At 62.4% G+C, this 21868-nt stretch carries 18 protein-coding genes; 13 read left to right on the top strand and 5 right to left on the bottom strand.

The window, feature by feature from the left end; all coding sequences use genetic code 11:
• Window positions 1–199 precede the first annotated feature (199 nt).
• The 11 genes from BS300_RS06925 (at window position 200) to BS300_RS06875 (ending at window position 13906) form a co-directional block, all read left to right on the top strand.
• Complete coding sequence (locus tag BS300_RS06925; RefSeq protein WP_071911722.1) at window positions 200–1348, top strand: isochorismate synthase; 1149 nt, start codon at window positions 200–202, stop codon at window positions 1346–1348.
• The gene (locus BS300_RS06920) at window positions 1345–2991 is read left to right on the top strand and encodes a (2,3-dihydroxybenzoyl)adenylate synthase (protein WP_071911719.1); all 1647 of its coding nucleotides are present in this window, start codon (window positions 1345–1347) and stop codon (window positions 2989–2991) included. The genes BS300_RS06925 and BS300_RS06920 overlap by 4 nt, the downstream gene beginning before the upstream one ends.
• Window positions 2988–3935 (top strand): isochorismatase family protein, encoded by a 948-nt coding sequence (locus BS300_RS06915; RefSeq protein WP_071911717.1) that lies wholly within the window; start codon window positions 2988–2990, stop codon window positions 3933–3935. Before BS300_RS06920 ends, BS300_RS06915 begins: the two co-directional genes overlap by 4 nt.
• On the top strand, window positions 3932–4693 hold the full coding sequence (gene dhbA / locus BS300_RS06910; protein ID WP_071911715.1) for a 2,3-dihydro-2,3-dihydroxybenzoate dehydrogenase: 762 nt from the start codon (window positions 3932–3934) through the stop codon (window positions 4691–4693). Before BS300_RS06915 ends, dhbA begins: the two co-directional genes overlap by 4 nt.
• A gap of 125 nt (window positions 4694–4818) precedes the next feature.
• Window positions 4819–8808 carry a non-ribosomal peptide synthetase gene (locus tag BS300_RS06905; protein ID WP_071911713.1) on the top strand — a complete coding sequence of 1330 codons (3990 nt, stop codon included), beginning with the start codon at window positions 4819–4821 and terminating at the stop codon, window positions 8806–8808.
• Window positions 8805–9674 (top strand): hypothetical protein, encoded by an 870-nt coding sequence (locus tag BS300_RS06900; protein ID WP_071911711.1) that lies wholly within the window; start codon window positions 8805–8807, stop codon window positions 9672–9674. Before BS300_RS06905 ends, BS300_RS06900 begins: the two co-directional genes overlap by 4 nt.
• 253 nt (window positions 9675–9927) lie before the next feature.
• Window positions 9928–11016, top strand: a complete 1089-nt coding sequence (pdhA, locus tag BS300_RS06895; protein ID WP_071911708.1) for a pyruvate dehydrogenase (acetyl-transferring) E1 component subunit alpha — start codon at window positions 9928–9930, stop codon at window positions 11014–11016.
• Window positions 11009–11995 carry an alpha-ketoacid dehydrogenase subunit beta gene (locus BS300_RS06890; RefSeq protein WP_071911704.1) on the top strand — a complete coding sequence of 329 codons (987 nt, stop codon included), beginning with the start codon at window positions 11009–11011 and terminating at the stop codon, window positions 11993–11995. Before pdhA ends, BS300_RS06890 begins: the two co-directional genes overlap by 8 nt.
• Complete coding sequence (locus BS300_RS06885) at window positions 11992–13092, top strand: dihydrolipoamide acetyltransferase family protein (protein WP_071911702.1); 1101 nt, start codon at window positions 11992–11994, stop codon at window positions 13090–13092. The genes BS300_RS06890 and BS300_RS06885 overlap by 4 nt, the downstream gene beginning before the upstream one ends.
• A gap of 206 nt (window positions 13093–13298) precedes the next feature.
• Window positions 13299–13508 carry a cold-shock protein gene (locus tag BS300_RS06880; protein ID WP_005302803.1) on the top strand — a complete coding sequence of 70 codons (210 nt, stop codon included), beginning with the start codon at window positions 13299–13301 and terminating at the stop codon, window positions 13506–13508.
• A 164-nt stretch (window positions 13509–13672) separates the two neighbouring features.
• Complete coding sequence (locus BS300_RS06875; protein WP_225628434.1) at window positions 13673–13906, top strand: hypothetical protein; 234 nt, start codon at window positions 13673–13675, stop codon at window positions 13904–13906.
• Here the strand turns inward: BS300_RS06875 and BS300_RS06870 are convergent.
• Window positions 13893–14141, bottom strand: coding sequence for a TIGR02647 family protein (locus BS300_RS06870; RefSeq protein WP_033113423.1), 249 nt, complete (start codon window positions 14139–14141; stop codon window positions 13893–13895). The two genes, BS300_RS06875 and BS300_RS06870, sit on opposite strands and share 14 nt — an antisense overlap.
• Before the next feature lie 245 nt (window positions 14142–14386).
• Here BS300_RS06870 and BS300_RS06865 point away from each other — a divergent pair, with 245 nt between their 5' ends.
• Window positions 14387–14941, top strand: a complete 555-nt coding sequence (locus BS300_RS06865; protein ID WP_071911696.1) for a hypothetical protein — start codon at window positions 14387–14389, stop codon at window positions 14939–14941.
• Between the two features lie 159 nt (window positions 14942–15100).
• Entirely contained in the window at window positions 15101–15493 is a 393-nt protein-coding gene (locus BS300_RS06860; protein WP_071911694.1) for a DUF2750 domain-containing protein, read from the top strand.
• A 96-nt stretch (window positions 15494–15589) separates the two neighbouring features.
• Here BS300_RS06860 and BS300_RS06855 read toward each other — a convergent pair whose 3' ends face one another.
• From BS300_RS06855 to BS300_RS06840, 4 genes are all read right to left on the bottom strand, one after another.
• Window positions 15590–17440, bottom strand: coding sequence for an extracellular solute-binding protein (locus BS300_RS06855; RefSeq protein WP_071911692.1), 1851 nt, complete (start codon window positions 17438–17440; stop codon window positions 15590–15592).
• 122 nt (window positions 17441–17562) lie between these two features.
• Complete coding sequence (locus BS300_RS06850; RefSeq protein ID WP_071911689.1) at window positions 17563–18456, bottom strand: EamA family transporter; 894 nt, start codon at window positions 18454–18456, stop codon at window positions 17563–17565.
• Between the two features lie 121 nt (window positions 18457–18577).
• Window positions 18578–19324, bottom strand: a complete 747-nt coding sequence (locus tag BS300_RS06845) for a DNA-binding transcriptional regulator YciT (RefSeq protein WP_011706659.1) — start codon at window positions 19322–19324, stop codon at window positions 18578–18580.
• A gap of 93 nt (window positions 19325–19417) precedes the next feature.
• Window positions 19418–21850, bottom strand: a complete 2433-nt coding sequence (locus tag BS300_RS06840; protein ID WP_071911686.1) for a formate C-acetyltransferase/glycerol dehydratase family glycyl radical enzyme — start codon at window positions 21848–21850, stop codon at window positions 19418–19420.
• Between the last annotated feature and the right edge of the window lie 18 nt (window positions 21851–21868).

Genomic DNA, 21868 nt, shown 5'->3' with positions numbered 1-21868 from the left:
CAACTCTTTTTTATCGGTGATGTTCGGTTTCGTTCGCCCCTCTCTTTTGACTAAAAAGAAGCTAATGAAATTGATTATCATTTGTATTGATCGTTTTTTCACTCCTTGTTAGGATGCCGCTCACCCTGCGACATGGTGGGTCAAATGACTCACATTCTGTCGTTTCAGGTAGTGATTCATTCCAAGGAGTAGCACCGTCATGTGTGACCATGCACTGGAAGGAGAGTGGCCCGCCACAGCGGCCGGGCTGGATAAAGTGTGCTGTTTTGCCAGCGGTGACAGGGTACTGGTCGCTTCCGGTATCCACGACAGTTTTACCGGCATCCCACCGGAGAAACTGCTCGCCCATCTGCGTCAGTTGCGCCAGCAGGGGATGGACAATCCCATCGCCATCGGCGCCATTCCGTTTGATACCCAATCCCCCTGGCATCTGGTGATCCCGGCGCAATCGCATTGGGTCGCAAGGGATGCTCTGTTGCCAGCCCGCTGTTGCCAGCTTCGTGGCGAGGTGAGTGAAGTGACCGGCTCTGCCCACTATCAGGGGGCGGTGCGGGCGGCGCTGCAGCAGTTCAGCGAGGGGCAGCTTGAGAAGGTGGTGCTGTCACGCGCCATCGACGTGCAGAGCGCAGAGCAGACCTCCCCCGCACACGCCTTTGGCTCTCTGCTGGCACAGAATCCGGGCGCCTATGTGTTCCAGATCCCGCTGCCTGAGGGAGAGACCCTGCTTGGCGCCAGCCCCGAGCTGCTGGTATCGCGCAGCGAGATGGCGGTGGTGAGCAATCCGCTGGCGGGCTCCCGTCCGCGCCACGTGTTTTCCGATCGACAGACGGCCAGTGCCGAACTGCTGGGTGCCCAGAAGGATCGCTATGAACATGCGCTGGTGGCCGATGCGGTCGCTGCGGCCCTCTCTCCCTTCTGCCGCGAGCTGGATGTCCCCATCGAGCCACAGGTGATCGCCACTCCTACCATGTGGCACCTTTCGACCCGCATTGCCGGACGGCTCCATGAGCCCTCTCCCGTGCTGGCACTGGCGCTGGCGCTGCACCCGACACCGGCGGTGTGCGGCACGCCGCTTTCGGCAGCGCGTCAGGCCATCGCCCGGCTCGAGGGGTACGATCGCCGCTTCTACTGCGGCGCCGTCGGCTGGATGGATGCCGATGGTAATGGCGAATGGGTGGTCACCATTCGCTGTGGCGTGCTGGCTGGCAGGCAACTGCGGCTCTATGCCGGCGCCGGGGTGGTGGTGGGCTCCTCGCCCGAAGCGGAGTGGCAGGAGACCGCCGCCAAGCTTGGCACCATGCTGCGGGCGTTTGGCCTCGAGAGCCGGGAGCCGGAGGTAACCGCATGAAGCCGCTGGTGCCCTTTACCCCCTGGCCTGCAGAGCTGGCGGCCCACTACCGGGCACAAGGTTGGTGGCGCGGGCAACCGCTCACCGCCCTGCTCGATGACTCCGCCGAACGTTATCCCGAGCGCACGGCCCTGATCTGCGGCGAGCGCACCCTCAGTTATGGCCAGTTAAAACGTGAGGTCGATGCGCTGGCGGCGCGGCTGACCGTGCGCGGGCTCGGCCATGGCGATACCGCGCTGGTGCAGTTGCCCAACTGCGCCGAGTTCTATATCTGCTGGTTTGCCCTGATCCGCTGCGGTGTAGTGGCGGTGCATGCCCTCTACAGCCACCAGCGGCGCGAGCTGGTGGCCTTTGCCCGCCAGATTGAGCCCGCCTTGCTGGTACTCAGCCCTTCTCACCCCGGCTTTGCCGGTGCAGCGGGAAGTCTCGTGGCCCTTGACGAGTTGGCATCGTCCTCCAGTCAGACACTGCTGTTCGAGCCGGCTGAAGGCGCAGACCTTCAGTCTGGGTTTGCATGGCGCCAGTCTGAAACCGTGGCTCGTGCTGATGGTTTTGTGCAGGTGGCCACAGCGCCTACACCAACCCCGGCCGATCAGGTCGCCTTTTTCCAGCTCTCCGGCGGCAGTACCGGCACTCCCAAACTGATCCCCCGTACCCACGATGACTATGGCTACAGCGTGCGCCAGAGCGTAGCGGTGTGTGGTTGGGATGAGCGGGTGATCTATCTCTGCGCCCTGCCGGCGCCCCACAACTTTCCCCTGAGCTCCCCCGGCGCACTCGGAGTGTTTTATGCCGGTGGCTGCGTGGTGCTGGCAAAGGATCCTTCCGCAGTAACCTGTCTGCCGCTGGTGCAGCGTCATCAGATCAATTGGGCGGCCCTGGTGCCACCGGCTCTGGCGCTCTGGCTGGAGGCGGCCAGCCACTATCCGCAGACCTCTCTGGAGTGTGTGCAGGTGGGAGGTGCGCGCCTCAGTCCGGCTCATGCCGATGCGGTAGCGAGCCGCCTTGGTTGCCGCTTGCAGCAGGTGTTCGGCATGGCCGAGGGGCTGGTCAACTACACCCGCACCGAGGATGACCAGTGGCACATCGTCAATACCCAGGGCCGCCCGATGAGCCCGGGTGACGAGGTGGAGGTGCGAGATAGCGACGGGCGCCCCTTGCCCGATGGCGAGTGCGGCGAGCTCTGGACGCGTGGCCCCTACACCTTTCGCGGCTACTTCAAGGCTGATGCCCACAATCAGCGGGCTTTTGATCGGGACGGTTTCTACTGCACCGGCGATCTGGTCTGCCGCTTGCCCGGCGGTCATCTGATGGTGGTGGGGCGTAACAAGGATCAGATCAACCGGGGCGGGGAGAAGATCGACGCCCTCGAGATTGAAGAGCTGCTAATTACCCATCCAGATGTGCGGCAGGCGGCACTGGTCGCCATGCCTGATCCCATGCTCGGGGAGCGCAGCTGCGCCTTTCTGATGTGCCGCGCCCCCCTCAATCTGCCCCGCTTGCGCCGTTTCCTGCGCGAGCAGGGGGTGGCCGATTACAAACTACCCGATCGCCTGGTGCTGGTGGAGCAACTGCCCCATACCCCGGTCGGCAAGATAGACAAACAGACGCTGCGCGAGCAGCTCGCCAAGGAGTGTGCATGACCATTCAATCCCTCGCCGCCTATCCGCTGCCCACTGCTGAGGAGCTGCCCACCGGGCGGGTGAACTGGCCTTTCGAACCGGGCCGCGCCGCCTTGCTGGTCCACGATATGCAGCACTATTTCGTCGACTTCTACGGGGAGGGCAATCCTCTGATCAATCAGGTCATCGACCATATCGCCACCCTGATCCGTCAGGCGCGTGCCCTCGGCATGCCGGTGGTCTACACCGCCCAGCCCGCCGAGCAGAGTCAGGCCGATCGGGCGCTCCTCAACGACATGTGGGGGCCCGGGTTGACCCGAGCGCCGGAGCGTCAACCCATCGTTCCGGCGCTGGCCCCCGAGCCGCAGGATACGGTGCTGACCAAGTGGCGCTACAGCGCTTTTTGCCGCTCTCCACTGGCCGAGCTGATGGCCCAATGGGGGCGGGATCAGCTGGTGATCTGCGGCATCTACGGCCATATCGGGGTGATGCAGACGGCGGTCGATGCCTTTATGCGCGATATCCGCCCCTTCCTGGTGGCAGATGCCATCGCCGACTTCTCCCGCGAGGATCATCTGCTGGCGCTCTCCTACGTCAGCCGCAATGCCGGTCGCGTGATTACCGTGGCCGAGGTGATGGCGGCCAGCAAACGTCCCCTGACTCGGGAGGCACTGCGTGATCTGGTGTTGGCGCGGCTGCCCGCTGAGATGCAGCATGAGCAACCCACCGAGGATGACAACCTGCTCGACTACGGCCTCGACTCGCTGGCTGTGATGGGGCTGGTGGAGGAGTGGCGTCAGCAGGGGCTGGTGGTGGAGCTGGCCGAGTTGGCCCGCACGCCGACTCTGGCTCACTGGTGGGCGCTCCTCTCCCGTCAGCTTAATGCCAGTCAACCCAATGTCAGTCAGGCCACGGCTTATCAGGCTAACGAAGTGCACGTCAGCGAACCGGAGTGCACCCCATGAGCGAGTGGCAAGGTAGAACCGTCTGGGTAACCGGCGCGGCGCAGGGGATTGGCCATGCGGTGGCGCGTACCTTTGCCGAGGCGGGGGCCAGCGTGGTAGCGTTCGATCTGCAACTGGCCGAGGCGTTGCCCGGCAACGTGAAGGGGGTGACTATCGACGTGAGTGACAGCGAGGCCGTGACCCGCAGCTGCGAACAGCTGCTGGACGAGGGGCTGGGGCCTGATGTGCTGGTCAATGTCGCTGGCGTACTGGCGACCGGCAGGCTCGATGAGGTGGATGATGCCCTCTTGCAGCGCACCTTTGCCATCAACACCTTCGCCCCCTTCTACCTGATGCGGGCCCTGACCCCCTGGTTTCAGGGGCGGCACAGGGGCGCCATCGTCAATGTCTCCTCCAATGCCGGTCGGGTGCCGCGAGTGGGGATGGGTATCTATGGCGCCTCCAAGGCGGCGCTGACCAGCCTCACTCAAGCGGCAGGGCTGGAACTTGCTCCCTACGGGGTGCGCTGCAATCTGGTGTCGCCGGGCTCGACCCGCACCCCGATGCTGTACGGCATGTGGCAGGAGGGGGAACAGCGCGAAGGGGAGCTGCGCACCATCGCAGGCCTGCCCGGGCAGTTCAAGCTGGGGATCCCCCTTGGCAAATTGGGAACACCCGACGAGGTGGCTGCCTGCGTGCTGTTTCTCGCCTCCGATGCCGCCAGCCATATTACCTTGCAGGATCTGGTGGTCGATGGCGGTGCCACCCTGGGGGTCTGATCTTCGGCCTGCCGGTGTGGAGGGTACGACTCTCTCTTTATCGAGGAGGCATGGCCTCCTCGCTTTTCAGCCATGCGGGCAGGGGCAAGCCGCTGCCCGCTCGATGTTTGCGCAAGGATATTCCCATGGAACAGACAATGGCGATGCGCGCCACCCACCAGCGTGGGGAGCACCCACGCTGGCCACTTACCACTGCTCAGGCGGGCATCTGGTTTGCCCAGCAAAAATACCCGCAGAGCCCCGCCTGCAATACCGGCGAATACTGGCTGCTGGAGGGGGCGCTGGCTCCCCATCACTTCACCCGCGCGGTGCGCCAGACCATCGACGAGATCCCCGGTCTGCACTGCGCTTTTGTTGCCACTGCTGATGGTCCGCAGATGGTGGCCAACCCCGCCTGCTGGCAGCTGGCAGAGCGAGATTTGCGCAGCGAGGCCGACCCGCTCACAGTCGCGCAGGCCGAGATGCGTGCGCAGCTGGCCGTCCCCTTCAATCTGGCCAGGGGGCCGCTGTTTGCCACCACCCTCTATCGCCTTGGCGAGGGGCGGTGGGCCTGGTTTATCGCCGTGCACCATATCGCCATCGACGGCTTTGGCCTGAGCCTGCTTTGCCAGCGGGTGGTGAGCTGGTATGAGGCGCTTTGTGCGGGTGAGCAGCCTGTCCCCTGCCGTTATGCCACCCAGCAGGAGTTGCTGGCCGAGGAGGCTGCCTATCAGGATTCGCCGCGCGCCGCGCGGGATCGCGATTTCTTCGTGCAGCAGCTGGCCGGGGTGGATAGCCCTGCGTCGCTCTCCCGCCGTCCGGCGCAAGGGCTAGGCTCCACTTATCGTTTCGAACAGCGGCTGGCAGGCCGCCAGTGGCAGGCACTGGTGGCACGGGCGAGTCGTTCGGCCTGTCACCCCTACAGCCTGCTGCTGGCGGCAGTGGCCAGCTATGTGCAGCGGATGAGCGGCGCTGGCGAGGTAGTGCTGGGTATTCCGCTGATGGGGCGGCTGGGCTCAGCGGCGGCCGATACCCCCTGCATGAAGGTCAATGTGGTGCCTCTGCGTATCGAGCTGAGCGGCACCTGCCGGGTAGGGGCGTTGCTGGCACAGGTCGAGCGGCAATTTGTCGCCCTGCGCCGTCATCAGGGCTGCCGTCAGGAGTGGTTGCAGCAGCGTCAGCCGGGCCAGCCGTTGTTTGGCCCTCAGGTCAATCTGATGCCCTTTGCCCGAACCCTCAGCTTTGGTGAAGGGCACAACCAGGTTCGTGGCGAGGTGCAGGTGCTGGCGGCGGGGCCGGTGGAGGAGTGTGCCTTCTATTTTGCCGAGGAGGCAGGCGCGATGACCCTGACCCTCGAAGCACATCAGGGGCGCTTCAGCCAACAGGAGAGTGAACGTCATCTGGCCCGGCTGGTAGCTTATCTCGCCGCCTGGAGTGAGGCGGATGACGAGGCCCTGGCAGTGCGCTTGCCGCTGCTGCTGCCCTGTGAGCAAGCTGAGCTGGCGCGCTGGAACCAGACCGACCATCCGCTGCCGACCACCACTCTGAGCGCACTGCTGGCCAAGGGGCTGGCGGCGGCAGATCAGAGCGCCATTGCGCTGGAGTGTGGCGCCGAGCGCTGGAGTGTGGCCGAGCTGCGCCAGCGAACCCGCCAGCTGGCCAGCTATCTGGCGGGGAGGGGCGTGGGCCCCGGTTGTCGGGTGGCTGTGGCGATCCCGCGCTCTCCCGAGCTTATTCTCGCCCAGCAGGCCATCATGGCGGTGGGGGCCGTCTATGTACCCGTTGACCCGGACTACCCGGCGGAGCGGATCGGCTACATTCTCGCCAGCAGCGATCCTGCGCTGGTGCTGACCAGCCATACGCTTCAGATGCCGCTCGACGTGGCGGCGCCACTTGTCTGCCTCGATGCCCCCGGTGTGGCAGAGCAGCTGGCGACGATAGACGTGGCGGCGATAGCACCTTGTGAGCTGCCAGCCCCCGGGCCGGAAGATGCGGCCTACATCATCTACACCTCCGGCTCGACCGGTCGGCCCAAAGGGGTGGTGGTGAGCCATGGCGCCATCGTCAACCGGCTGCTCTGGATGCAGCACATGTATCCCATCGGCTCGGCGGATCGGGTGCTGCAAAAGACCCCGGCCGGTTTCGATGTATCCATCTGGGAGTTCTTCTGGCCCTTTATGACCGGGGCGCGGCTGGTGCTCGCCAAACCGGGCGGCCACAAGGATCCCGCCTACCTTGCCGAGCTGATTGAGCAGGCCGGGATCACCACTTTGCACTTTGTCCCCTCCATGCTGCAGATTTTTGTCACTCAGGCCGAGCCTGCGCGTTGCCGCGCCCTGCGCCAGGTATTCTGCTCCGGCGAGGCGCTGCCCGCGGATCTGGTGCAGCGCTGGTATGGGGCATTTTCAGCCCCCCTGCACAACCTCTATGGCCCGACCGAAGCGGCGGTGGATGTCACCTGGTATCCCTGCCGGGCAGACGAGGCGGTGACCAGCGTGCCTATCGGCTATCCGGTCTGGAATACCTGTATCCACATTCTCGACCCCTGGTTGCAGCCGGTGCCCCCCGGTGTGGCGGGGGAGCTCTGGATCGGCGGCGTGCAGGTGGCGGATGGCTATTTTGGCCAGCCCGAGCTCACCGCCGAGCGCTTTATTGCCAACCCCTTTGGCGCGGGGCGGCTCTATCGCAGCGGCGATCTGGCCGCCTGGCGCGAGGATGGTGCCATCGAGTATCTGGGGCGCCTCGATTTTCAGGTGAAGATCCGTGGTCAACGCATCGAGCTGGAGGAGATCGAGCAGGTGCTGCTGCGCCATCCACGGGTGGCGCAGGCGGTGGTGCTGGCCCCCGAATTTGCCCCCGGCGATCGCCGTCTGGTGGCCTATGTGGTGGCCGTAGATAGCAGCGAGTTGACGCTGGCCGAGTTGGCACCCGCCCTTGGCGCGGCGTTGCCCGACTACATGCTGCCGGGACTTTTGGTAAACCTGGCCGAGCTGCCACTCACCCCCAATGGCAAGCTGGATCGCAAGGGGTTGCCGCTGCCTGATATGGCGTCAGCGGTCGGTCAGTCACTGCCAAAAACCCTGCTGGAAGAGCGGCTCTGTCGCCTCTTCGCCGAAGTACTGGGGCTGGCGCGGGTCGGCGCCGACGATAACTTCTTTGCCCTCGGTGGTCACTCCCTGCTGGCGGCGCAGCTGGTGGTGCGCATTGAAGAGTCGACCGGACAGGCGCTCACTCTGGCCAGCCTGTTCGAAGCGCCGAGCCCTGCCCAGCTGGCGCGCCGTCTTGGCGGCGAACGGGAGGCAATGCCCATGCTGTTGCCCTTGCGGGCGCCCGGTGCGCAGTCGGGCGCATCAGGCCGCACTCTCTTTTGTGTCCACCCCGCAGGGGGGCTCGGCTGGTGTTATGCGCCGCTGGTGCCCCATCTGCCGACCGATATGGCGGTCTATGCCCTGCAGGCAAGGGCGCTCTACCAGCCGGATGCCCCGCTGCCCGCCAGCTTCGACGAGCTGGCACTCGACTATGTGACCGAGCTGCGTCGTCAGCAGAGCGAGGGGCCCTACTGGCTGCTCGGCTGGTCGCTCGGGGGCATGCTGGTGCACCGGATGGCCGCCATGCTGCAAGAGCAGGGACAGGAGGTTGCCATGGTGCTGCTGCTCGATGCCTACCCCTGTCAGCAGTGGCAGACCCAGCCGTTGCCCGACGAGCAGCGGATGCTCGATGCGTTGCTGCGGATGGGAGGCATTGCGGTTGCGGACGATGCGCTCGATTCCCTTACTCGGGGCGACGTGGTGGCCCGACTGGGGGCAGAGGGGAGTGCATTGGCCATGCTCGACGAGCAGGTGGTGAGCGCGATGATTGAGCTGGTGGGCCACAACAACCGGCTAATCCGTCAGCCGGTCGACTACTGCTACCACGGGGAGGTGATCTTTATCGAGGCGTCAGCCTCCCGCCAGCCCTGGCTGGATGGACGCGGTTGGGAGTCGCTGACAGAAGGCAAAATCCGCTATGAGCGCTTCCCCTGCCTGCATCAGGAGATGGTCCATCCCGACTGGCTGGCGCAGGTCGGCGCCCTTATTGGTGAGCGGGTCGATGGGGTCGGGCAACAACCGCACATCCGGCAGGAGGGGGGCGCATGACCCCGGTTGCCGCCATCCGGGAAGCCTTGCTGGCGGGCAAGCTGGTGGGGCTGGGGGAGCCGCACTGGCATCCGGATTTTATCCGGCGCCAGCACGCCTGGCTCTGCGATCCGGCGCTCTGGGGAGTCATGACCGATCTGGTGCTGGAGTGCGGCAACCGCCGCCATCAAGGCTTGCTCGATGCCTGGTTGGCGGGGGAGGAGAGCTGGCAGGGGGCGCCGCTGACGCTGGGGCGGCTCTATCCAGTCTGGCTCGACTCCTGCGCCTTTCCCGCCTGGATGGCCCCCGAGTTTCCGGCCCTATTCGCGGCCCTGCGCCAGAGCAATCTGGCGCGCCCTGAACATATGCGGCTGCGGGTGCATCTCTGCGAGCCCTCATTCGAGTGGCAGGAGATGAGCCCGGAGCGGTGGCAGCAACACAACAGGGGACGGGATCAGGCGCTGGCCGACGATCTTCTTGCACTTCCCGCCCGCGGCGTGGTGGTGCTGGCAGGGGCGCGTCATCTGCTCAAAGCCGCAGGGGATCCCCACTTTGCTCAGCCGACGCTGGGCCAGTTGCTGGAGGCAGCACGGCCGGGCTGGCTGCATGTCATTCACCCCTGGCCAATGGTTGCTGGGAAGGGAGATGAGGAAGAGGAGCGAGTGTGCGATCTGGCAGGGATTGCGACCGCCGATCTCTATCCCCACTGGCCGGTGCATCCGCCGCTGGAAACTCTTATCGACAGGTTGGTGCGCGTTGCTGACAGGGGGCGGGAGATGCGAATTTGCCCCACCTTGCTGGCCGAGTCCTGGCGTAGCCGCTTGTTGAGTCGCGCTCACCTGCTGCCAGTTGGCATGGCCCGCCAGCTGCAACAGTGGCTGGCGTAACTGCTGACTTGAGTAACTCAATGGGGGAGCAAGGCTCCCCTTTTTCACATTTTGCATCCTGCATTCAGCGCTGCAAAGTTGCACCATTTACGGCATACCTTGCAACTCATCGCCGAAAATTCAGCTCCTTCGCTACTTTAAAGAAGTTTCTACTGGTCTTACCTGAGTAAATCCCTTTGCTTTTTATTTAACAAGGTATTTACATCTAAGTGTCACCAGCATCGGTGACGCCTACAACGGCAAGGAGCCAGTTATGACCCATGTCGACATCCCTTTCCTTCGTTACCTCGATGCGGAAGGGTGCCCGGTCGCCACCTTACCGACCTGGCTGGACAAGGCGATACTGCACACCTTTTACCGCAATATGGTGATGGTGCGCAGTTATGACAAAAAAGCGATAGCGCTGCAACGAACCGGCAAACTCGGTACTTTTCCCTCCCATCTCGGCGCAGAAGCCGTGGGGATTGGCATTGGTCTCGCCATGCAGCCGCAGGATGTCTACGTTCCCTACTATCGGGACATGCCCACCCTCTATGTGCGGGGCGTACCGATGGAGAAGAACCTGCAATATTGGGGCGGTGACGAGCGGGGCAGTTATTTTCTCAAACCCGATGGGACTCCCTCTGAAGATCTCCCCATCTGCGTCCCCATCGCCACCCAGATCACTCACGCCTGCGGCATTGCGTCTGCCTTCAAACTGCGTAATCAACCGCGTGTCGCCGTGGTCACCATCGGCGATGGCGGCACCTCCAAGGGTGATTTTCTGGAGGGGCTCAACTGCGCCGGTGTCTGGCACCTGCCGATGGTCATCATCGTCAACAACAACCAGTGGGCCATCTCGGTGCCACGCAAGCTGCAATCGAGCGCTCCTACGCTGGCCCAGAAGGGGATTGGCGCCGGGGTGCGCAGCCTGCAGGTGGATGGCAACGATGTAGTGGCGGTCTACGATGCTGCCCGCAGTGCCGTAGAACGGGCCCGCAGCGGCAAGGGGCCGACCCTGATCGAGGCGGTCAGTTATCGTCTCGGCGATCACACCACGGCCGACGATGCCACTCGCTATCGCGATGGGGCCGAGGTTGAGGCTGCCTGGGCGAAAGAGCCGGTCAAGCGGCTGCGCCAGTTTATGCATAGCAAAGGCTGGTGGGATGAAGAGCAGGAGCAGAGCCTGCTGGCGGAAGCCACCCGAGAGGTAGAGCTGGCGGTCGCCCGCTATGAGGCGATGGCGCCCCAGCCGCCGGAGGCGATGCTCGATTATCACTACGCCAGCCTGCCCACCGAACTCGTGCCCCAGCGCGAGCGAGTGATTGCCAAGGGGATGAAGCAGGAGGTTGGCCATGAGTGAGATTAGTTTGCTCGAAGCGGTCAACATGGCCCTTCACTACGAGATGGAGCATGACCCGGATGTGGTGGTACTGGGCGAGGATGTGGGGGTCAACGGCGGGGTGTTTCGCGCTACCGTGGGGCTGCGCGACAAGTTCGGTTTCAAGCGGGTGATCGACACGCCGCTGGCCGAGGGATTGATCGCCGGGGTGGCGGTCGGTATGGCCACCCAGGGGCTCAAGCCGGTGGCTGAGTTCCAGTTTCAGGGCTTCATCTTCCCCGGGATGGAGCAGATCATCTGTCAGGCGGCGCGGATGCGAAACCGCACCCGTGGCCGTCTCTCCTGTCCCCTTGTCTATCGCTCCCCGTATGGCGCTGGCATTCACTCGCCGGAACATCACAGCGAGAGTGTCGAGGCGCTGTTTGCCCATATTCCGGGGTTGCGGGTGGTGATCCCCTCCAGCCCGAGGCGTGCTTATGGCCTGCTGCTATCGGCCATCCGCGACCCGGATCCCGTGATGTTTTTCGAACCCGACCGCATCTATCGCTCGATGAAATCCGAGGTGGTGGATGACGGTGTCGGCCTGCCGCTGGATGTCTGCTTCACCCTGCGCCCGGGCCGGGATATCACGGTAGTGGCCTGGGGGGCCTGCATTCAGGAGGTGATGCGGGCGGCGAACCTGCTGGCCGAGCAGGATATCCAGTGCGAGGTGCTGGATCTGGCCACCATCAAGCCGCTGGATATGGAGACCATCCTCACTTCGGTACGCAAGACCGGCCGCTTGCTGGTGGTACACGAGGCGTGTGGCAGCTTTGGGGTCGGAGCCGAAATTGTGGCTCGGGTGACCGAGCAGGCACTTCCCAGCCTCAAGGCGCCGCCCAAACGGCTGACCGGCGTGGATGCAGCCGTTCCCTATTATCGCAACGAAGCGTATTACCTCATCACCGAGCTAGATATCGCTGATGCCGCTCACCAGCTGATGGAGAACCAGTGGCTATGAAATTTTTCAAATTACCGGATCTGGGTGAAGGGTTGGCCGAAGCCGAGATCGTCGAATGGAAGGTGAGTGCCGGTGATACCGTCGAGGTCGATCAGGTGCTCTTGTCGGTGGAAACGGCCAAGGCGCTGGTGGATGTGCCCTCTCCGGTGGCCGGGGTGATCGCCCGTCTCTGTGGCGCCGAGGGGGATATCCTCCATATCGGTGCGCCGCTGGTGGAATTCGAGGGGGGTGAGGATGATGGCACCGTGGTGGGCAAGGTTAGTGCCCATCAGCAACATATCGAGGATCACTTCGTAGTGGGGGCCATTGCCCAGGGGGGGGCGCTGGTGCAAGCCATGCCAGCGGTGCGACTGCTGGCACAAAAACTGGGTCTGGATATCGACCGGATCAAGGGAAGTGGCAGTGGCGGTATGGTGACCGAGCTGGATGTGCAGCAGGCGTTCGAGGCTCAGCAAAGCAGTGGCAACGAGTTTCTCAAAGGGTCACGGCGGGCCATGGCCAAGGCGATGGAGCTCTCTCATCAGACGGTAGTGCCGGTCAGCATTACTGATGAGGTGGATTTGCGTCACTGGCGCCCTGATGAGGATGTAACGGTGCGCCTGATCAAGGCCATTGGCGTGGCGTGCCGCGCCGAGCCCTCGATGAACGCCTGGTTTGATGGTGAAACCCTGTCAAGGCGGCTGTTTAAAGAGGTCAATGTGGCCATCGCGGTGGATTCAAAGCATGGCCTCTATGTGCCGGTGATGGAGAATGTGGCCGAACGGGAGGGGGCTGATCTGCGGCAAGGGCTGGATCGGATGATCGCCGATGTGAAGGCGCGCGCCGTGCCCCGCGAGATGTTGCAGGGGGCGACCATTACGCTCACCAACTTCGGCGCCATCGCAGGCCGTTATGCCAGCCCTATCGTGACGCCGCCGCAGGTGGCCATCATAGGGGCAGGCAAGTTGTTCGAGAAAGTGGTGTTCATCCATGGTGAGGCCCGCCCGGTGAGAGCAATGCCGCTGTCGATGACATTTGACCACAGAGCCTGTACCGGCGGCGAGGCGGCACGCTTCCTCAAGGCTCTGGTACAGGCGCTGGAAGCGCCGACCCTGTAACGGTTGTGCCCTGCCGTTGGCAGGGCACAAATTTGTTTGCGTAATCTACAAAGCCACGTATAATCCTAGGCAGCTTGAAAGGGCGATAGTTATGTCAATGAATTTGATGTTTTACATCTTTTCCTGTTGTTCATAAATTAATCCCGTTTTTTGAGCTTTACCCGCTGAAAAGCATAAGTAATTATTTTGAATACAGGTTTAAAGATATGTCTAACATGATCACCGGTACCGTTAAGTTTTTCAACGAAACCAAAGGTTTTGGCTTCATCCAGCAAGAAAACGGCCCGGACGTTTTCGTTCACTTCAGCGCCATTCAAGGTAACGGTTTCCGTACCCTGGCTGAAGGTCAGCGCGTACAGTTCTCTGTGACCCAAGGTCAGAAAGGCCCGCAGGCTGAGAACGTAACTGCTCTGTAATTCTTACAGAATTTAAGAAAGCCGTGGTACCTCTGGTACCACGGCTTTTTGTTTGTATGGCCTTTGTTCCTGACTCATACGGTGTGTGAATCATGTTCCAGACCCTGTTGCTCCTGACTGCATTGACCCCGATTGTGGATGAACCCATACCGGTGCAGGCCGCCATGGAGGCAGAGAGGGTTTGCCAACAGTTTGTCCATGTGCGGCTAGGTGAAGAGCGGCAACCGGACGAAATTGAGGCCCGCCTGATCCCCGACAGGGAGTCAGAGTGGCTGGTCGATGGCAAAGTAAAAGGACCCGAAGGTCCTTTGCTGTTTGCCTGTCATCTCCATCAGGGAGAGCGCTGGGAGCTGCTCAACTTTTCGCTGTGGGCTCCCCAGCCGGTCAAAGCGGTTTGAGTGCGACTAGCAGGTGCTGCAGATGCTCTACCATGGTCATTCCAAACGGGGTGAGGTAGCCGCCATCTTCGGCACTGATGAGCCCCTGCTGGTGCAGGCGAACCGCTGCCTGGCACAGCTCTTCAGACATGTCGCTGCGTAATTTGATGCCCAGGCTCATGTTGGCCGGATCAAAGCATGCCAGTATCTTCAACTGGTTTATTACGTCATCAGAAATCTGATCGATACCAATCATGGATCTACTCCTTACGCTAAAGATGTATGCAAACTAGCACTCCCGGATCCACTTTAGTGGGCGCTGGTTCAAACTATTGGTCTTTGTCTCTGCCATACCCTGCCGAGTGCTGTTTTTTTGGGCGTAATCAGATGGTTGCCACTTCTCCTCGCAAGACCCTCACCATGCCAAACGTGATAGGATAGAGCCCTCCTGTTAACCGGACGGTTCGCTTGCGACTGTTCGCCTAGTTCAAGGTATTGCTCATGGTCAAGATCACTCTGGTATCCCTGCTGCATTCACACTCTGCCGGTTTTCCGGTCTACCCTGTCTCGCTGCTGACCTCCTTGCTTGAGAGCCACGAGGGGGATCTGTGGTTGCCTGCCCGCAAGGGGAGCGATATTGCCCAACTGCGCAAGCATGCCAAAGGGGCTCAGGCCCGTGAACTGGCAAGTCTCGATGCCGGCTGGTGCGACTTTGCCACCGGTAAGGAGGGGGCGACTGCCGAGTTGGATGCCCTGGCCAACTACGATGACGAAATGATGGAGAACCTGCAGATGTATTGGCACAGTGCGGCCAAGATCAACAGTCCCATCAGTGACAACTTGTTCGAGCTGCGCCGCGAAGTGGTCGATGAAGCGCACGGCGCCAAACTGGCGACAGCCTGGCTGGCCCAGCAGCAACTCCGCTTCGAGCAGTTGATGAGTGCAGCGGCGAGTGGTCGGGATCAGCTCTGCTTTGTCGAGGTCGAGTCAGCCTACTGGCTGCGACAAAAACTGAGTGAAACGCCGGATGTGGAGCTGATCACCCCGGCGTTTTAATCTGACCAATGTGGCGAGCCTGGCTTTTTTATCCGGCTCCCTGCTCTATCCTTATGGGCGTTCTGTTCCCCCCGTCTGGCGTCAGGGGGCGGCAGGCTGGACAAGCTGACCACAAGATGTGAACATGGCGCCCTTTATCGATTGAGAGAGACTTGGCCAATGAGCTATGAACTGAGCGACACCGAGCGCAATGCCGCGCTGCAACTGAACGCTGACTACCGTTACGATCACTTCATCAGCAAGCTGGTCGAGCATGAAGAGCTGTTTGTACTGACCGACGAGCATGGCGTCATGATGCTGACTACCGATGATGAAGATTGCATCCCGGTATGGCCGCACCCGGAATACGCCAAGGCGTGGGCCGAAGGGGAGTGGGCCGAGTGCAAGCCGCAGTCCATCACCCTCAAGGTGTGGCTGGAGCGCTGGATCGACGGCATGGAGCAGGACGAACTGTGCGTCGCCGTGTTCCCGACCCCGGATCAGGAAGGCATCGTGCTGGAGCCGGCCGATATCGCCGACGCTATCGCCCAGAAGCAGGCCAAGCGCGGCTAATTGCCCCAGCTTGACGCGAGCAACTGAGGCTGCAAAAAACCGGTTGCAAAAAAAGACCCCGCCAGCGTGCGGGGTCTTTTTGTATCTGCCGCTGGCTCAGGGCTGCTTGAAGCTGGTATCGACCTGAGTAACGGGAGGGAAGCTCTGGTCGCGCTTGATGGCCTCCTGCGTTTCACTTTTTACCTGTTCGTCTATCCAGAACAGACCGCCATAGCTGTAACCACTGTTGCCGCCATCGAGGGGCCAGTGGAGCAACTCGCTCTTGGGCGTAGCGGGCACCTTGGGCAGTTTTATCCAGCGCCAGGCGCCATCACGAGTGTAGGGCACCTGATAGGTGGGCACGAAGCTGGCCAGCTCATAGAGCCGCTGCTGGATTTGGCGCGACAGCTCGGCCTTTTTGCCAAAATCGAAAGCCTTGTCGTATTGCTCTACCAGGGCGGTCATCGCCTCGTCATCAATGTTCATGATGTTGTTGGTTTGCGGCTTGTGGGCGTTGATCTTGTGAAAGTGCTCCCAGTAGGCAGGGTAGCGACCAGCACTCCAGGCCATCCAGGCACTCTGGTGCTTTTTCTCCAGCATCGACTTGAAGCCAGCCGAGGCGTCCATCAGGTTTAGCTCCAGATTGAGCCCCGCCTTCTTGGCCTCTTCCCGCAGCAGGGTTAGACGCTGGGCATGCTCTGCCGTGGTGTAGGTGATGGTCAGGGTAAGCGGCTCTCCCTTGCCGTTTTGCAAAATGCCGTCAGGGCCGGCGGAGGTGAAACCCGCCTTGGCAAAGTAGGTGCGCGCCAGTTTCGGATCGAAGGGCCGCGCCTTGAGCTCGGTGTTGGTAAAATCTCCCTGACCTGCGCCGTAGCTGTTGAGGCGCTGATAATCCCCGCGCAGCAGGGTGGTGAGCATCTTGTCGATATTGAGAGCGTGCTGGATGCCGAGCCGCACATCGAGATTGCTCAGCAGCGGATCGGCGGTGTTGAGATAGAGGCCCGTGGGGGATTGCGGGGTCTGGTTGTAGAACCAGAGCCGCTCGATATAGCCCTTCTCGAACTCCGGCGTTTTGCTCTTGTCATGCCACCAGTTGGGCATCACCAGTGGGAAGGTATCGAGCTCGCCGCGCAGGAAGTGCTGCCAGGCGATGTTCTGATCCCTGATCACCTTGATCTCGAGTCGTTCGGGATTGAAGCGGTGCTGGAAGTAGCGCTCGTCATCGCCCCACCAATCCTTGACCCGTTTGAAAGTGACCGACTTGCCCTTCTTTACCTCGTCGATCTGGTAGGGACCGGTGACCGGCAGCACCTTCCAGTTGTACTCCTTGACCCAATTGCTGGTGAGCTTGATAGCATGGCTCGGTTCCGGGCTGATGGGCAGTGACTCCAGCAGATCCTGGCGACTCTTTGCAATGCCGCTGGTGATGGAGAGGGTGTGGTCGTCAAAGCGTGTCACATCGACAATCTGGGTACTGTAGTAGTTGTTGTACCAGGGATCGTTTATCTCCTTGCTGCGCATCATCTTGAGGGTAAACACCCAGTCATCGGCGGTGACCGGCTGGCCGTCCGACCAGCGAGCCTTGGGGTTGATGCGAAAATAGAGGGTCTTGTTGTCGGAGCCGAAGGCCCATTCACTCGCCAGCATCGGCATGGGGTTGCCGGTGATGGGGTGGGTGGCCAGCAACGGCAGGTTGGTCTCCCTGACATAGGCAGCAAACGCACCATTGGAGTCAGGCCCGAACTTGCGCAGGGTGAGGGGGAAACTGGTGACGAAGTCGCGGAATGTCCCCCCCCGTTTGGCAGCAGGATCCGCGTAAACGGGATCCGTATTGTTGCTCTCCCACTTCAAATCGGCTGGCAGGGTGGCGCTCCAGCCGTAGTGACTCAAACAGAGGGTCAGGGTGATGGCACTGGTGCGAAGAAGGCGCGGGATGATCCGGGATCCGGCGGTGAATGTCGATGGCATATCCTTGCTCTCCTGATAGCTGCGTCCTGCAGGTCACCTGATGGTGGCTTCAGCCCCGTTGGGGGCTGGCTCATGATGGAAATTTTCCTCGCCCCGGTCAATGGCGGCGGGCAAATAACGGATCAGGCTGCGGCCTGCGGTTTGAACCAGCGCAGCCGACCGCCCAGCAGATGTACCACAAAGCCGAGTAGCACCAGAGCAGAGCCCAGCCACTGTAACGCAGTGGGATGCTCGTCCAGCAGCAGGGTTGCCGCCACCATGCCGACACAGGGCACCAGCAGGGAGAGGGGAGCCACCTGCGCTACCGGATAGCGCATCAGCAGCCGCCCCCACAGACCGTAGCCGAGCCAGGTGGCGACAAAGGAGAGATAGAGCACGCACAGGAAACCCTGCCAGCTGATATTGAGCAGGCTGCTGGCCATCAGTTCCGGCCCCTCGAACAGCCAGGAGAGTGCGAAGAAGGGGAGGATGGGCACCACTCCGCCCCAGGCGATAAGGCTCGGCAGCGTGGTTTGGTAGTGCAGCCCGATCTGGCGATTGATGACGTTGCCAAGGCCCCAGCATGCGGCCGCGCAGAGGGTCAGTACGAAGCCGAGCAGGGTCAGGTTGCCTTCGCCATGGGTGGCGATGAGATAGAGGCCGGCCCCCGCCAGCGGCAGGGCTACCCAGTGGTGGGGTTGCCAGCGCTCACCCAGCCAGATCATGGCGAACAGCAGGGTGAAGACTACCTGGGATTGCAGTACCAGCGAGGCCATGCCAGCCGGCATGCCGAACTTCATGGCGCAAAACAGAAAGGAGAACTGGCCCAGACTGATGGCACCGCCATAGGCCAACAGCCAGTGCCAGGGCATGGCGGGTCTGGGGACCAGCAAGATGGCGGGAAAGACCACTCCGACGAAGCGCAGCGCCCCCAGCAGCAACGGGGGAATGTCCTCCAGCCCCCACTTGATGGCGACGAAGTTGAGCCCCCAGCAGAGGATGACCAGAGCGGCCAGAAATTTGTCCTTGGTGTGCATGCGGCGTCCTTCGGTTCGTGGCTCGGGAGAGGCCAAAAGAGGACGAGCATACCCCAGCCTCGGTGGGCGCCGTCAAGCCGTCAGGTGGTGGAGCCCCCGTCAACGGGGGGCAAGGTGCGATTCAGGCGGCGACGCAGTGCACTGTGATGCCACGCGCGGCCAGGGTGGCCCGCATGGGGGCGGGCAGGGCGTCGTCGGTGACCAGCACGCCGATCTGCCCCGGCGTACCGAGCGGACTCGGGTGGATGGCGCCAAACTTGCTGCTGTCGGTGATGACCACATTGGTCACCCCCTTGGCCAGCACGCTATTGACCACATCTGCCCGCATCATGTCGCGGCCGGTGAAGCCCATCTCGGGATGAAAGCCGTCCACCCCGATGAAGGCCTTGGAGAAGTGCACCTGCTCGATGCAGAGGCGCGTCAGCGGCCCCACCACGCTCTCGCTCTGATGCTGGAACAGGCCACCGAGCAGCACTACCTGAGCCTGGGTATCGCGCAGCAGGTGGGCGATGTAACTGCTGATGGTGATGATGGTGACCCGCTTGTGCAGGGCCAGATGGCGGGCCAGCAGGGCGTTGGCGCTTCCCCCCTCGATAAAGACCGTCTCGCCATCCTCCACCAGCTGGGCGGCCCGCTCGGCGAGGCGCTCCTTGAGCAGGTAGTTGATGTTCATCCGGGCATCGGGGTCGTCGCTCTCCAGCGCCATGGCCGAGCCGTGCACCCGCTTGAGCAGCCCCTGCTTTTCGAGAGCGGTCAGGTCGTTGCGCACCGTCACCTCCGAGACCCCGGTACGTTGGGATAGCTCGCTCACGCTCATCTTGCGGGCCTGATGGACCAGAGTGAGGATCAGTTGGTGGCGTGGATTCATGGTACCTCGCTGGTTGACAGTGGATAGCGGCAAGCCACCCCGCGGGTGGCTTGCCGGTCATATAAGGGGCACAGCTGCCCCTGGTGGGGCCCGTCAGAGACTGTGCTCGGTTCGGGCGATGATATCATCTTGCGCATCGGGGGATAAGGCGGTGAAGAAGGCCGAATAGCCTGCCACCCGCACCACCAGATCCCGGTACTGATCGGGATGGGCCTTGGCCGCCAGCAGGGTTTCCCGCGAGACGATGTTGTACTGCACGTGCCACCCCTTGTGCACCTCGAAGAAGGTGCGCAGCAGGCTCATCAGCTTGGCCTTGTCCCGCTCGTTTTCAAGGCTGGCTGGGCTCAGCTTCTGGTTGAGCAGCACGCCGCCGAGGATGGCCGCCGTGGGCAGCTTGCCAAGGGAGTTGAACACCGCTGTCGGGCCGAGACGATCCGAACCCGACGAGGGGCTGGCCCCTTCCGCCAGCGGTGTGCGGGCGTGGCGGCCATCCGGGGTGGCCATGGTGGCCGCACCGAAGGGCACGTTGGCCGAGATGGAGGAGGTGCCCGCATAGTAGGTGCCGCCGATGGGGCCGCGGCCGAAACGGGTGTTGTGCAGCCCCTTGAGCTCGTCGATGTAGCTCTGGTAAGCCTGTACCAGCAGCATGTCTACCTCATCCAGATCGTTGCCATATTTGGGGGCTGCATTGGTGAGGCGCATGCGCAGTTGCTCGCCTTTGACCCCGGCAAAATCCTGCTCGAGTGCTTCGGCCAGTTCACTCTGATCTACCACCCCCTGCTCGAACACCAGTTTCTTCAGCGCTGCCAGACTGTTGCCCAGGTTGGCGATCCCCACCTGCAGGCCGGAGACCCAGTCATAGACGGCGCCCCCCTGCTTGATGGTCTTGCCGCGCTCGATGCAGTCATCCACCAGGGCGCTGCAAAGGATATCGTGGGCCTGAGCCTCCAGCACGCTGTCGACCACGCAGTCGATCTCGATGGATTTGCGGGTGAAGTAGCGCACCTGCTCGTCCCAGCGGGCCATCACCTCATCGAAGTGGCCGAATGAGTTGTCCCGCAGTGACTGGGGCTGGGGCAGGAAGACCTTGCCGGTGGTGGCATCGCGGCCGCCATCGAGCGCCGCCAGCAGGATGCGGGCGAAGTTGATGAAGCTCATGCCGGTGCAGCGATAGCCCCACTTGCCGGGCACTGCAGTTTCGATGCAGCCGATGGCGGCGTAGTGGTGAGCATCCTCCTCGCTCACCCCGAGCTTGATGAACTCGGGGATCACCACCTCGTCGTTGTTGAAGGCGGGCATGCCAAAGCCGCAGCGGATCACCTGAATGCAGGCGTCGAGGAAATCCTCGCTCATGCCGGCGTGGTAGCGCACCGAGAGGTTGGGCTGGGTCGAGCGCAACTGGCCGCAGGACTCCAGAATCGCGTAGGAGAGACCGTTGACCGCGTCATGGGCTTTGCCCCCCTGCCAGTTCTGGCCGCCGATGGTGACGTTCTGATAGAGCGGGCTGCCGGCGGATGCCTTGGAGTGGGTGCCGGAGCGGATCTTGTTCACCTCCAGCAGCTTGAGCCAGCACCCTTGCAGCAGTTCGATGGCGCGTGTGCGCGGCAGGGATTCCGACAATTCCACCTCGCGGCGATACCAGGGATAGAGGTACTGGTCCATCCGGCCAAACGACACCGAGTGGCCATTGGACTCGATCTGCAGGATGAGCTGGATGAAGTAGCAGAGCTGCAGCGCCTGCCAGAAGGTCTCGGGAGGTCGGTGGGCGATGTGGGCGCAGTTGAGGGCTATGGTCTCAAGTTCACTGCGGCGCTCGGGGCGCGATTCCTGTGCTGCCATGTCGCGGGCCAGCGCGGCGTAGCGTTCGATGTGCAGGCTGACGGCATCGAAGGTGATGGCGACGGCCTGCAAAAACTGCTCGCGTTGCAGATCGGCCCAGTCAGCCAGATCGAGCCGGCTGCGACGCTCGGCTACCTTGGCCTTGAGGCCATCGAGACCGAGGGCAAGCAGCTGCTCGTAATTGACCGCGAGGTGGGCATCCCCCGAGGTCATGTTGCCCTCGGCCTTGATGATGCCGCTCTCCAGCAGCCCCTTCTGTTCATCGGTAAAGAGGCCGTAGCAGCGATCCTGCACCGTCTGGCCGCGCCAGAAGGGAGTGAGGGTGTGGATGATCTGCTTGTCTCTCATGCTCACCGCAAAGCCGGCACCGGGGCGGTCGGCCAGCTCATCGATCTCCTTCTCGATCCAGCCCACCGTGTATTCGGGAAAGAGCGGCGCCGCCCGCACCTGACTGGCCTGGTTGCCGACGATGAGCTCGTCGTGCTTGATCCAGATGGTGCGCTCCTTGAGGTGGTGGGCCAGCGCCAGGGCGCGGCGCACCGGCAGTGGCCGGGCCAGATGGGCCTGATAGGCCTCGGTGTAGTGACGGGCGCGCTCGGTGCAGACCGGCGGTTGGACGATGTGGATCAGGCTCTCCTTGTGGGCACGGATCCGCGGGGGCAGGGTAGTGAGGTCGAGCTGGGTCATGGTCTTATCCTCTGGTCA

Origin of the sequence: Aeromonas sp. SCS5, from assembly GCF_001887375.1 — a bacterium.
GTDB lineage: Bacteria > Pseudomonadota > Gammaproteobacteria > Enterobacterales > Aeromonadaceae > Aeromonas > Aeromonas jandaei.
Note: the sequence above shows the minus strand (reverse complement) of the source record. Positions and strands in the feature narration are given on the sequence as shown.